The 12,541-nt window shown below is 70.2% G+C and carries 11 protein-coding genes; 5 read left to right on the top strand and 6 right to left on the bottom strand.

The window, feature by feature from the left end; translation table 11 throughout:
- Positions 1-97: 97 nt before the first annotated feature.
- Positions 98-1,738 carry a DNA repair helicase XPB gene (locus tag OG904_RS12585; protein ID WP_405490329.1) on the bottom strand — a complete coding sequence of 547 codons (1,641 nt, stop codon included), beginning with the start codon at positions 1,736-1,738 and terminating at the stop codon, positions 98-100.
- Positions 1,739-1,786: 48 nt separating this feature from the next.
- Between OG904_RS12585 and OG904_RS12580 the strand changes: the two genes are divergently transcribed.
- The 3 genes from OG904_RS12580 to OG904_RS12570 all read left to right on the top strand — a co-directional run bounded on the left by OG904_RS12580 (position 1,787) and on the right by OG904_RS12570 (position 5,320).
- Positions 1,787-3,400 (top strand): recombinase family protein, encoded by a 1,614-nt coding sequence (locus OG904_RS12580; RefSeq protein WP_405497964.1) that lies wholly within the window; start codon positions 1,787-1,789, stop codon positions 3,398-3,400.
- A gap of 298 nt (positions 3,401-3,698) precedes the next feature.
- On the top strand, positions 3,699-4,469 hold the full coding sequence (locus tag OG904_RS12575; protein WP_405490327.1) for an HNH endonuclease: 771 nt from the start codon (positions 3,699-3,701) through the stop codon (positions 4,467-4,469).
- 272 nt (positions 4,470-4,741) lie between these two features.
- The gene (locus tag OG904_RS12570) at positions 4,742-5,320 is read left to right on the top strand and encodes a recombinase family protein (RefSeq protein WP_405490325.1); all 579 of its coding nucleotides are present in this window, start codon (positions 4,742-4,744) and stop codon (positions 5,318-5,320) included.
- Between the two features lie 342 nt (positions 5,321-5,662).
- Here the strand turns inward: OG904_RS12570 and OG904_RS12565 are convergent, their stop codons facing one another.
- The 3 genes from OG904_RS12565 to OG904_RS12555 are packed head-to-tail and all read right to left on the bottom strand — an operon-like array spanning position 5,663 to position 7,267.
- Positions 5,663-6,511, bottom strand: coding sequence for a helix-turn-helix domain-containing protein (locus OG904_RS12565; RefSeq protein ID WP_405490323.1), 849 nt, complete (start codon positions 6,509-6,511; stop codon positions 5,663-5,665).
- Positions 6,512-6,525: 14 nt separating this feature from the next.
- Entirely contained in the window at positions 6,526-7,041 is a 516-nt protein-coding gene (locus OG904_RS12560; protein WP_405490321.1) for a DUF6879 family protein, read from the bottom strand.
- Entirely contained in the window at positions 7,013-7,267 is a 255-nt protein-coding gene (locus OG904_RS12555) for a hypothetical protein (RefSeq protein WP_405490319.1), read from the bottom strand. Before OG904_RS12555 ends, OG904_RS12560 begins: the two co-directional genes overlap by 29 nt.
- A gap of 179 nt (positions 7,268-7,446) precedes the next feature.
- On the opposite strand from OG904_RS12555, the gene OG904_RS12550 reads away from it, so the two are divergent.
- On the top strand, positions 7,447-7,884 hold the full coding sequence (locus OG904_RS12550) for an ATP-binding protein (protein ID WP_405490317.1): 438 nt from the start codon (positions 7,447-7,449) through the stop codon (positions 7,882-7,884).
- A 1,235-nt stretch (positions 7,885-9,119) separates the two neighbouring features.
- On the opposite strand, the gene OG904_RS12545 is transcribed toward OG904_RS12550, so the two are convergent.
- Complete coding sequence (locus tag OG904_RS12545; protein ID WP_405490315.1) at positions 9,120-9,779, bottom strand: HAD-IA family hydrolase; 660 nt, start codon at positions 9,777-9,779, stop codon at positions 9,120-9,122.
- 687 nt (positions 9,780-10,466) lie between these two features.
- On the opposite strand from OG904_RS12545, the gene OG904_RS12540 reads away from it, so the two are divergent.
- Entirely contained in the window at positions 10,467-10,955 is a 489-nt protein-coding gene (locus tag OG904_RS12540; protein WP_405490313.1) for an N-acetyltransferase, read from the top strand.
- 94 nt (positions 10,956-11,049) lie between these two features.
- Here the strand turns inward: OG904_RS12540 and OG904_RS12535 are convergent, their stop codons facing one another.
- Positions 11,050-12,384 (bottom strand): hypothetical protein, encoded by a 1,335-nt coding sequence (locus OG904_RS12535; RefSeq protein WP_405490311.1) that lies wholly within the window; start codon positions 12,382-12,384, stop codon positions 11,050-11,052.
- Positions 12,385-12,541 lie beyond the last annotated feature (157 nt).

Raw genomic sequence — 12,541 nt, 5'->3', positions numbered from 1 at the left:
CGCATCCGGTGCCGGGCCGCCGGGCGGCAGCGGGTCGGGGAGTAGGTGGACGGGCAGCAGGCCGCTGATCGGTCGGGGGTGGTCGGTGGGTGCGGGGTCAGTCGTTGGACAGGAGTTCGTCCGCGTCCATGATCCGGTAGGCGTAGCCCTGTTCGGCCAGGAAGCGTTGGCGGTGTGCCGCGAAGTCCTGGTCGATGGTGTCGCGGGCGACGACCGAGTAGAAGCGCGCCTCGTGGCCGTCCGCCTTCGGACGCAGGACGCGGCCCAGGCGCTGGGCCTCCTCCTGGCGGGAGCCGAAGGTGCCGGACACCTGGATGGCGACCGTGGCCTCGGGCAGGTCGATGGAGAAGTTCGCGACCTTCGAGACGACGAGCACGCTGATCTCGCCCTCGCGGAAGGCGTTGAAGAGCTTCTCGCGCTGCGCGTTGGAGGTCTCGCCCTTGATGACGGGCGCGTCGAGGTGCTCGCCGAGCTCGTCGAGCTGGTCGATGTACTGCCCGATGACCAGGGTCTGCTCGCCCGCGTGCTTGCGTACCAGCGCCTCGGTGACCTTCCGCTTGGTGGCGGTGGTCGCGCAGAAGCGGTACTTCTCCTCCGTCTCGGCGGTGGCGTACGCGAGCCGCTCCGAATCGGTGAGGTTCACGCGGACCTCGACGCAGTCCGCCGGCGCGATGTAGCCCTGCGCCTCGATCTCCTTCCACGGGGCGTCGAACCGCTTGGGCCCGATGAGGGAGAAGACGTCCGACTCCCGACCGTCCTCGCGCACCAGCGTCGCGGTCAGGCCGAGGCGGCGGCGCGCCTGGAGGTCGGCGGTGAACTTGAAGACCGGCGCGGGCAGCAGGTGGACCTCGTCGTAGAGGATCAGGCCCCAGTCCCGGGAGTCGAAGAGCTCGAGGTGCGGGTAGATGCCCTTCCGCTTCGTCGTCAGGACCTGGTACGTGGCGATCGTGACGGGCCGGATCTCCTTGCGCGTGCCGGAGTACTCGCCGATCTCCTCCTCCGTCAGCGAGGTCCGCTTGATCAGCTCGTGCTTCCACTGGCGGGCGGAGACGGTGTTCGTGACCAGGATCAGCGTCGTCGCCTTCGCCTTGGCCATCGCGCCGGCGCCGACCAGCGTCTTGCCGGCGCCGCAGGGCAGGACGACCACGCCGGAGCCGCCGTGCCAGAAGCCCTCCACGGCCTGCTGCTGGTAGGGGCGCAGGGCCCAGCCGGTCTCGTCCAGCTCGATGGGGTGCGCCTCGCCGTCGACGTACCCGGCGAGGTCCTCGGCCGGCCAGCCCAGCTTGAGCAGCGTCTGCTTGATCTGCCCGCGCTCGGAGGGGTGCACGGCGACGGTGTCGGCGTCGAGCCGGGCGCCGACGAGGGGGGCGATCCGCTTGGACCGCAGGATCTCCTCCAGCACCGGCCGGTCGGTGCTGGTCAGGACCAGTCCATGGACGGGGTGCTTGGAGAGGGTGAGACGGCCGTAGCGGGCCATGGTCTCGGCGACGTCGACGAGCAGCGCGTGCGGGACGGGGTAGCGGGAGAACTCCACGAGCGCGTCCACGACCTGCTCGGCGTCGTGGCCGGCCGCGCGGGCGTTCCACAGGCCGAGGGGGGTGATGCGGTACGTGTGGATGTGCTCGGGGGCGCGCTCCAGCTCGGCGAAGGGTGCGATGGCGCGGCGCGCGGCTGCGGAGAGCTCGTGGTCGATCTCCAGGAGGAGTGTCTTGTCGCTCTGGACGATTAGGCAGGACACGCATACCTCCGAGGTTAGGATCATCCCGTGACAGACAGCACACCCGCCATGGCTCGGGCGTTGCCCCGTGCCCGACGCTCTAAGGGCGTCTCGGCAAGTGCGCCGGGAATGCGCGCTGCCATCTACGTACGACTTTCACGCGAAACTGAAGAGTCTACATCGCCCGAACGTCAGCGGGCTGCCTGTGAGGCGTTGTGCCAGGCCAGAGGTTGGAACGTCGTCGCAGTAGAAGAAGACATCGACGTGTCCGGATATTCCCGTGGGCTGGACCGTCCGGGGCTGCAACGGGTCCTCTCTCGTCTCGCCGAGTTCGACGTGATCGTGTTCTTCAAGATCGACCGACTGGCCCGGTCCACGGTGGACTTCGCCGAGATCATGAAGATCACTCAGAGCGCGAGCGTGGCGTTGGCGTCGGCAAGCGAACCGCTGGACCTCACGTCGTCCATGGGGCGTGCCATGGCGAAGGTGATCGCGGTCTTCGCGGAACTGGAGTCGGACACCATCGGCATGCGCGTCTCCAGCGCCCATGAGCACCTGCGCCGGGAAGGGCGCTACACGGGCGGCAGGGTGCCGTACGGCTACCGGGTGGTGCCGAACCCCGACGGGGCGGGGAAGGTGCTGGAGATCAACCCTGAGGAAGCCGAGACGATTCACGGGATCGTGGAACGTGTGCTCAACAAGGACTCCCTCCTGAAGATCGCATCGGACCTCACCGCGTCGGACAAGCCATCGCCCGGCCACTCGTCCCGCCAGACCACGGGCAAGCGCAGCGATTCGAAGCAGTGGTACACGTCCTCGCTGCGCAGTCTGCTGACCAACCCCCAGTTGCTGGGGCAGGTGATCGAGGACGGCAAGCCGATCCTCATGACGGACGGCCTCCCGCTGGTCAACCGCACGCCTATCCTGGACATGGACACCTGGCAGGCGTTGCAGGACGAGTTGAGCCGGCGGGCGAACCCCGGTGACCGGCGCCGTGAGGGTACGTCGCTGCTGCGCGGGATCGTCTACTGCGCGGTGTGTCAGAACCGGATGTACACGTACATCGCCAAGGGGCGGACCCGGTACCGCTGCATCGGCCGGTTGAAGGCGCGGCAGTCCGGTGTGGAGAATGGCTGCTACGGCGTGAGCATTGCCGGTGAGGGCATGGAGCAGTACGTCACGGACAGGTTCCTCACGGCGTTCGGCGGGCTCGCTGTCGTGCGCATGGTGGAGCACGTGGGTGAGGACTTCCGTCCGCAGGTGCGACAGGCCCGGGAAGCGCTGGAGGAGCTTGAGAAAGACCGGTACGACCGGGGCCTGTTCAAGGGTGAGGAAGGTTCGCAGAGGTACGCAGCGCAGTACTCGAAGTTGGAGGAGCGGCTTGAGTCGCTGAACGAGAAGCAGCGCCACGCCAAGCCCGCAGGCATCGAAGAGATTCCCACGGGCCAGACGCACGCACAGCTCTGGAACGGTGCCGACACGGCGGGGAAGCGTGACCTGTTGCTGAACGCGGGGGCTTACGTCGAAGTCGGCATGTCCCGTAAGGGCGGCCCGAGGCTCGATACGTCACGCCTGGCGGTCCACTTCGGCGTGGACGGCGAGATCCGGCGCGCGGATGCTGACGGTAAGGACGTCGAAGCGGTGATACAGCGCGCTGTGGCTCGGGATATCGAACTGTTCTGAGCCCGTCTGAGCGTCTTTCGCGGCCCGTTGCTGGGGGAATCCCGGTGGCGGGCCGCTCGGCGTTCGTGGGGTCACGTGGTGCTCTCAGGAATGCGATGGAGGGTGTCAGCCCGCATGCATACAGTCGGGGCGTCCGGATTCGGTGACGTTTCCGTCGGGGGGATGACGAACTGACGTCGCCGGGGTGTGGTTCATGTGCGCCTCCTTTGCTTCTTTGCTGCCTGTGCCGCTATCGGTGCTGACCCTTGCGGCTACTGGGCTGTGGAGGGGCGCCCAGGGGCTTCCATGATCAACAAAAATGACGAGGGGTGGGGCTGTGTCGGCGCTGGAGGAGACGCGCGCGACGTGCTCGGAGTGTCTTGGGGAGCGCCCCCGTGATGCCCGTGCCACGTGCGGCGCGCCGTTGTGTGTGGAGTCGGCGCGGTTGCAGACGGCCGCTCGCAGGGCGCGTGAAGCGGTGCGTGCTGCCGTGGGTCCCCCACGGTGCTATCGCTGCGCTCAACCCCATAGCCGTGAGGCGTGGGCGCGGTACTGCGAGCGGTGCGCCGACGAAGTGGAGGAGTCGCGACGTGCCGACCCCAAGAAGGAGGCGGAGGCGCGAAGGGAGGCAGAGGGGCGTAGGCCGTGTCGGGGGCCGAAGTGCTCGAATCTGGTAGGCGTGTCTCGGGGTCCTGCCCGCCTGTACTGCTCGGACGCGTGCAGTCGGGCCGCCGAATACATCCGCAAGAGGACCCGGACCAAACCCGATCCGGTCCCCTGCCGGCGCTGCGGAACGCCCGTGGTACTCAAGTTCCGTGACGGGGTGTGCCGTTCATGCCAGAAGGTGCAGCGCACTATGGCGCGTCGGGCGACGCTTCAGCGCAAGGTGCGTGCTGCTCACGGGGATGCGGGGTGCTTTCACTGTGCGGCTCCGCTGCCCGAGGGTGGGGTGATTGATCACGTGAGGCCAATATCGCGGGGTGGCCTGTCGCAGGTGGCCAACATGCGCGTGGTCTGCGTGCTGTGCAACTCGTCCAAGAAGGATCAGCTGATGGACGAGTGGTCGCCGCTGCGCGTCTCAGTGGAGTGAGAGCGTACGGCCACATCGTCACACCCCCAGGGGGACCCCCCCGACCCTCTCGGTTCTGAGCGGCAGGGAGGAAATTTCTTCTGATGGTGCATCAAGGTGTTTCGGCGGGTGGGCTGTTACGCTGCGTGACGGTTGATGCAGCGTCTATCAAACGATGGTTTATGAGACGGTCGCGCTGACGCCACCAGGGCCCTGGATTGGCGTTCAAAACCCGTCTCAAAACCTGGCGGAAACCCATGGTGTTGTGAGACGAGTTCTGAGACGATTGGGTCATGGACACGAACACGGGGCACCTCATCGGTTACGCACGGGTCAGCACGGATGACCAGGAGGCTCAGCTCCAGCACGACGCGCTTGCCGCAGCGGGTTGCACCCGGGTCTTCACGGACAAGGCGAGCGGCAAGAACACGGACCGCCCGGAGCTTGCCGTCGTTCTCGACTACGTGCGCCCGGGGGACACGCTGTGCGTGTGGAAGCTGGACCGGTTCGCTCGCTCGCTGATCGACCTGGTGAACATGGTGGACGCTCTTGCCGCGCGCGGTATCGGCTTCAAGGTGCTGACTGGTGCGCTGGCGAGCATCGACCCCAACACCCCGGACGGTCGGCTCATGCTTCAGGTGGTGGGCGCCATGGCGGAGTTCGAGCGGAGTCTGATCAAGGACCGGACGCGCGCGGGTCTGGACGCTGCCAGGGCTCAGGGGCGCGTGGGGGGTCGCCCGGCGGTGATGGACGCTGACAAGCTCGCTGCGGCCAAGGCCCGGAAGCGAAAGGGTGAGAGCGTCACGGCCATTGCCAAGGCACTTGGAGTGTCCCGCGCGACGCTGTACCGGGCGCTGAGCGACGGCGAGTAGCCCGCACCGTGCCGAGGGACCGTCCACCCGCTGTGGTGGGCGGTCCTTCTGCTGTTCGGCGCCGGGGAGGGTGTTCCCAAAGTTCAGGGGAAGGACCGTTCGGCGATCCCGGCCCAAGCTCGGGATGCGCGCGCTGGGTGTAAGCCCGTTTCCCTACTTCCATGGGGCTATGACCTGCGCTAACGCCTGTATGGCGGGGTGAGAACGACCTCGTTAGGGGGTGGGGAGGACCCTCTTAACGGGGAGATCAGGGACCGGAACGTAATGGCACTCCCGAGCCTGTACGAGTTTCGGTGCCGCTCGGATCTCAGCCGGCGCATCACTCCGGCGCTGATGTCGTCGTCAGCCCAGGGATGCGAGCGCTGTCGCCACCAGGGAACGGGCCGCAGCTCCCCGGGCGGCTCCCTGCGAAAGACCTTCGAACGCTCGGGCGTACAGCTCGACCTGGCTGGGCTGGGTGAGGGTGGAAGCCGCATCGAGGGTGTCCGCGTGCACTCTGGTCCCGTCGAAGATCGTGAACGTCGGCATGGGCCACACGGTCCGGCGCTGAGAGAAGGGCACGATGCCGACGGCGACGTTCGGAAGATCCATGACCCCCAGTAGGTGACCGAGCTGCGCCGCCATGGTCTCCGCGCTGCACTGCCGGTATCGCAACACCGACTCCTCCAGGACGAATGAGAACCGGTGCGCCCCGCTGCCGACCACCGCATTGCGCCTCATCCGTGCCGCTACTGCCTCGGCCACGTCGTCCGGGGTGCCCCGGAAGGTCGCGATGGAGGAGAGCAGTGCGGCGGCGTACCCGGGTGTCTGGAGGAACCCCGGGATCACGTCGGAGACGTAGACGTGAAACGCGCGGGTCTGCTGGTACAGGTCTCCGGTGGACTCCTGGAGGCGGCGCAGACCGGTTCGCTGGAGGCGCCTCCATTGGACGCGTGCGTCTGCGGACTGCCGGTTCGCCGCGATCAAGTCGGCAGCCTGATCAGCGGCTTCGCAGGCCCGGCACCACGCCTTGATGTCCGTGTCGGAGGGCGGTGTCCTGGCGTTCTCGATGCGCGAGGACTTTGACTCCGACCAGCCACACCGGACGGCCAGCTCCCGCCCGCTGATCCCCGCGTCCATCCGGATGTCGCGCAGACGGCCCGCCAGGTTCTCGCGGGCCTTCTGGACGCTGGAAGAGGGGTGTGGGGGCAAGGAGCCGGCCTTCGTCAGATCTCGTACAGGTGATGCGGGACGGCGCGCTCCCAGACCTCCTGGAAGGCGCTGGAGCAGAGCTTCACGGTCTTCGGGTCGTCGGTGATCTCGTCCTCCACCACGGCACCGTCGCCGGAGAAGTGGTGCACGCGGAGCAACGTCCCGTCGAAGAGCCAGAAGTCATTCCCGGGGAGGGGGATGTCCGTGGCGCGGCGCCGAGGGAGCCACCGGACGTCCTCGCCTGCCGTGACGTTGGCGCGGGTGACGTAGTGCTCCCACCGGATGTACTCCGAAACGGGCTCGGAAACGACGCGCGCTCTGCGAATCGCCACACCCCGGGCCACGGTGTCCGAGATCAACTGGTCGTACGGGTGCCACCAGGAATCACGGTCGTCCCACTCGATCCGCTCGCCGCGCTGCCATGCTGCGAATCGGTCCGTCGGCGCGTAGGAATCACGCAGCTCCAAGTGGACGGCGGACCGGTGGCATCGGCCAAGCAGCTCAGCGAAGCTGGGCACGCTCGACGGCATCGCACGCCTCCCTGATCAGCGGAATCATCCGAGCGGGAATCCTGACGATGGCTTCGGTATCGGGAACCGGGCCGTTCGCGGGGCTGCTCGCCTCGCAGTCCGCCTGAGTCTCCTGGCTCGGCTTCCAGCCTTGCAACAGGATCTCCTGGGCGTCGGTGTCGGCCCACACGGTGGGGCAGTGGTCCCGGTCTGTGTTCGGGTCGATTCCGACGAACTCTACGGCCATGGCGGGCTCCCTGGTCTAGGTGCTTGCTCGGGCTTGCACGACCATCTCTGAACTGTTGGTTGGGTGTCAATGACCCAACAGGCCAAGTGAATTGACGTGCAAGGTGATGCAAGTTCGTGGCATCCCGGACGGGCCGACTTCTAGCGTCCCCAACACGACGACCGTGAAGGGGAGGCGGCATGACCGTGACCATGCAGCAAGAGGCGGACTCGACCGGGCTGCCCACCTTCGTCCGGCGGTTCACCGCAACCGCGAGAGGCGCCCGGTTGGCCAGACACTTCGCGACCGTCGAACTGGCCGACTCGGGGCGCCTTGGGGGAGACGGAGAAGCCGATGCCGTTGCCCTGGTGGTTGCGGAACTTGCGTCGAACGCCGTCCGGCACGGGAACGTCAGGGGGCGACAGTTCGAGGTGCGACTGACCTGTATGCCCGAGGCGGTGCGTGTGGCCGTGTCCGACGCGCGTGGAGATCGTCAGCCCTGTGCGCGGCCGGCCGGTGACGGAGAGGGCGGTCATGGAATGCGGCTCGTGGCGTCGCTGGCCACCGCGTGGGGAGTGGACCGGCGGGACGTGGGCAAGACCGTGTGGGCCGATGTGCCGTGCGGCGGTGGCCGATGAGTACGGTGCTGCGGTTCGTCCGGCATCGGATCGTGAGCCATCCGGAGGGCGAAGTCACGGTCTCGGCTCAGTGTCTCGCCGCTGACTGCGGGTGGTCCGCCCTTCCGTCAGCCGATGTGGCGGCCGTGGATGTCGCGTGCATGTCCCACACCGGACGGACCGGGCACCCCACGTTCGCGAGGAAGTACGAGGACGTTGCCCTGGTCACCCGCATCGAATAGCCCCCCCGTGAGCGGCCCCGTCCGGCGACGGCGAGCAGGGACAGACGGGCGGGGCTTTCCGCTGTTACCTCCTGCGTGCTAAGTATGTGCATCAGGCTTGATCGCATGGACGATGAGGGGCCCGTTCACGCACGTCCCTTTCGGCGCGGGAGGACCGCCCGGACGCGGGCGGCCAAACCTCCAGTCTGCCGTATCGCTCCGCGGGCGGGGTGGTTCTGTGCCGGGACCGCACCCCTGGCGGCGTACGGAGCGGGCCGGGGGCCCGGGTGGCGCGGGGGATTTGGGCTCCGGGCCCCGGGTTGCGTGGGGGATGCGGTCCCCGGGCCCCGGGATCGTGCGGAGCAGTGGGCCCCCGGGCCCGGGTGGTGTGGGGGAGCCGTCCCGGGCCGGCTTGTGCCGAGCACTCGGCCCCCTGGCCCCCTGGCCCCTGGCCCCCTGGCCCCTGGCCCCCTGGCCCCTGGCCCCCTGGCCCCTGGCCCCCGGGCCCCTGGCCCCCTGGCCCCTGGCCCCCGGGCCCGGGTGGTGCGGGGGAGTGGGCTCCGGGCCCGGATTGTGTGGAGGAGTCGGCCTCTGGGCCCCGGGGCGTGTGGGGATGCGGGACCCGGACCGTGTGGAGCAGCTGGCCCCCGGGGGGTGCGGGGGAGTGGGTTCCGGGCTCCGGGTGGTGCGGAGCCGTCGGCCCTCGGGCTCCGGATCGTGCGGAGCAGTCGGCCTCTGGGTTCCGGGGCGTGCGGGGATGTGGGCTCCGGGCCCTGGAACGTGTGGAGTAGCAGGCCCCCGGGCCCCCGGGTGGCGCGGGAGGGCTGGCCCCGGGCCCGGATTGTGCGGAGCAGTCGGCTCTCAGGCCCTGGGTCGTGCGGGGGAGTCGGTGCTGGGCCCTGGGTCGTGCGGGGGAGTTGGCGCTGGACCGCGGGGTGTGTGGGGAGTCGGCCCCGGGCGTCGGATCTTGCAGGGACTGGGGCTCCGGGCCTCGGACTGCTCGGGGGAGCCGGGCCTTGGGGCGTCCCGGCGGGGTCAGGGTCGGACGGTGGCGAAGGCGAGGATCTCCGGGGCGGCCTCGCGCAGCGTCGGGAAGTGGCGGTGGGCGCCTTCCGTCGGGGCCGGGCCGTTGACGGTCCAGACGGTCATCCCGGCCCGGAGGCCCGACCGGACGCCCGCGGGGGCGTCCTCGATGACCAGGCAGTCCTCGGCGGCGGCGCCCAGGAGAGCCGCGCCCCGCAGGTACGGGACGGGGGAGGGCTTGCCCTCGGGGACGGAGGCGGCGTCCACGAGCACCGGTGGGACGGGCAGGCCTGTCCGGTCGAAGCGGCCGCGCACCCGGTGCCCGTAGTTGGAGGTCACCAGTCCCCAACTGCCCGGGGGCAGGGCGGTGAGCAGCTCGGCCGCGCCGTCGAACGCCCCGTAGACACCGGACCGGACGTCCTCGTCCTCCAGCTCGTGCAGCGCGGCCAGGCACGCGTGCGGGTCCTGGTCCGGAGCGACGGCCGCGAAGGTCTCCATCGGGCGGGTCCGCAGGGCCACCGCGTGGACCGCGTCCGGGTCCAGTCCGTACCGCGCGGCCCAGGTCGCCCAGACCCGGCGCTGGTTGGCGACGGCGTCGACGAGGGTGCCGTCGACGTCGAACAGAACGTACCGGCCGGGCGGCGGCACGGGAGCGCTGGCTGCGTTGATCACCCGTGGATCATGCCAGGCCCCACCGGAGCAGGCCTGCCCTGCCCTGCCCTGCCCTGGCCCGGCCCGGCCCGGCCCGGCCCGGCCGGGCGAGGAGCCACCCGGCGGGGACCGGCCCGGCTCGGCCAGGGCGGGCTCGGGCAGGCCCAGTGAGGCACGGCCGGGCAAGGACTGGCCTTGGCAGGGCACGGCAGGCTCGGGCAGGGCCCGGCCCGGCCCGACAGGGGACCGGCCCGGCCAGGGCAGGCCAGGCTCGGCCAGGGCAGGCTCGGGTAAGCCGGGCCAGGACCCGCTCGGCCCGGCCCGGCTAGGGCAGGCCCGGTGAGACATGGCCAGGGGAGGACTGGCCTGGCAGGGCACGGCCCGGCCTGACAGGGGCCCTGCCCTGCCCTGACAGGGGCCCTGCCCTGCCAGGTGCCAGGCCAGGGCAGAGCAGAGCAGGTCAGAGCAGGCAAGGCTCGGGTAAGCCGGGCCAGGACCCGCTTGGCCCGGCCCGGCTAGGGCAGGCTCAGTGAGGCACGGCCAGGGGGGGATTGGCCCGGCAGGGCACGGCCCGGCCCGACAGGGGGCCGGGCAGGCCAGGCTCGGACGGGCGAGGCGCGGCCCGGCTCAGGGGCGGCTCAGGGGCCGGGTGTTGTGGGAATTTCCGTCGTGCTGCGCGTCGCGGAAAGGGGTGCGTAGGGTCGGTGTATGAGTACTGATCAGCAGGGGTTCGTGCCGGGGCCGGATGTGTTCGAGGTGCCCGTCGGGCTCGTGGGGGAGGGGTTTCGGCTGGAGCCCCTGGGGCCGGAGCACAACGAGCGGGACCTCGCCGCCTGGAGCGGGAGCATCGACTGGGTGCGGGCGACCCCCGGCTTCCTGGGGGACTGGCCGCCGTCGGAGGGGATGCCCGTCGAGTCGAACCTCGCCGATCTGGTGCGCCACGCGAAGGACTTCGCCGAGCGGCGCGGTTTCACGTACAGCGTCCTGGAGGGTGAGGGCGAGGGCGGGGGCCTGAGTGACGTTGTTGGGTGCCTTTACATTTATCCCGCCAAGGCCGACCCGGAGCGGGTGCACGTCAGTTCCTGGGTGCGTGCGGACCGCGCCCCGCTCGACAAGGTCTTGTACGGCACCGTCATGCGCTGGCTCGCCGAGGTGTGGCCCTTCCCGGCGGACCGGATCGACTACGCGGCCAGGTGAGCCGGGATGGCGATCGTGATGGCGAAGGCGCGGGGCCCGGCACTTAGTGTGCCGGGCCCCGCGCCTTCGTGCGGTGTGTGTGGTGACCCGGTGGTCAGCCGCGGGCGGTGCGGCGGCGGGCGCCGAGCCAGGCGGCCGCGCCGCCGAGGGCGATGAGGACGCCGGCCAGGCCGGTGTACAGGCCGGTGCGGGAGTCGGAACCGGTGTGCGCGAGGGAACCGGCCGGGGCGGGGGTGTTGCCCGTCGAAGGGGTCGCCGTGGCGGCCGGGGTGGTGTTCGCGGAGCCGGTCGGGGTGGCCGGGGTGGTCGGGGCCGGGGTGGTGGGCGCGGGGCTGGTCGGCGCGGGCGAGGTGGGCGCCGGGCCGGCCGGGCCGAGCGGGAACTGCTGCTCGGTGAAGAGGAAGGGGTAGGAGTTGCCCTCGGACAGGCCGGTGCTGGCGGTGGCCTTGACCGTGGTGAGCTGCGTGAGCTCCGCCTTCGGGCCGAGCTTGACCTGTACCCGCGTGACGCGCTCGCCGGAGGCGGCGCCGAAGCCCTTCGGGATCACCGGCAGGCTGAAGCGGCCGTGGTCGCCCTTCAGTTCCTTCCACTGGCCGTCGACCTCGACGCGCGCCTGGAGGTCGGCCTTGTCCAGCCCGGTTCCGTCCAGCTCGAGGAGGGTGGCGAGGCCGGTGTTGAACTCTCCCTCACCGGTGGCCTTGTAGCGCAGGGTCAGCACCCGGCAGTCGGCGGCGCCGTTGGTCGCGCAGGGGGCGGCCGGCCCGAACGAGTCCGTGAGCGTCCCGGGCTTGGTGGCCGGGCTCGTCTTGAACGTCAGGGAGGCGCCACCGTCCACGAGGTCGTCGTTCAGGCTCGCCGCGTTCAGCGTGAAGTCGCCGTTGACCGTGGGGTAGCTCTTGCCGAGGCCGATCGTGACCTTCCAGGTCAGCTTGGCGTGGGCGGGGATCTTGAAGGGGTCGTACGGCGTGGCGGCCGGGTAGAACATGCCCTGCCACCCGCCGTCCTGGTGGCCGATGTTGAACGCGGTCGCCGGAGCGTCCACCGCCTCGACCTTGTACGTGACGTCGCTCTGCTGGAGCGGGCTGGCGCCGGCGGGGTTCAGGAGCAGCCACGGGTTGTAATCGGCGGGCGTGTCCGTCGTGTTGGCGGCCGTCAGCTCGAACGTCTCGGTCGCCCCGCCCCGGGTCAGCGGGCCGCTCGGCGCCGGAGCGCTCAGCGTGATCTTCAGCGGCTTCCCGTTGCCCTCGGCGGCGGCGGCCGCCACCGGCAGCAGGGCGGTGCCGGCGACTGCGGCGACGACCGCGGCGGCAGAGGCGGCGCGCACGGTGCGGCGGGTGGCGGCGCGGCGGGTGGCGGCGCGGCGGGTGGCGGCGCGAGCGGACGGCGCGGACGGCGCGGAGATCGCGGAGATCGCGGAGATCGCGGACATGGTGGACTCCCCCGGGAATCAACAGGAAAAGACGGCAGCGGCGGCCGAGAGGGCCGAGAGGCAGAGCAAGGAGATGCGAGGCAGAGCGAGAAGACGCGAAGACGCGAAGAAGACGAGAAGAAGGCGAGAAGATGCGAAGACGAGAGGCCGAGCAGGG

The organism is Streptomyces sp. NBC_00096 (assembly GCF_045041305.1).
In the GTDB taxonomy this organism is placed as follows: domain Bacteria; phylum Actinomycetota; class Actinomycetes; order Streptomycetales; family Streptomycetaceae; genus Streptomyces.
This window is presented reverse-complemented; position numbering and strand designations above follow the sequence as displayed.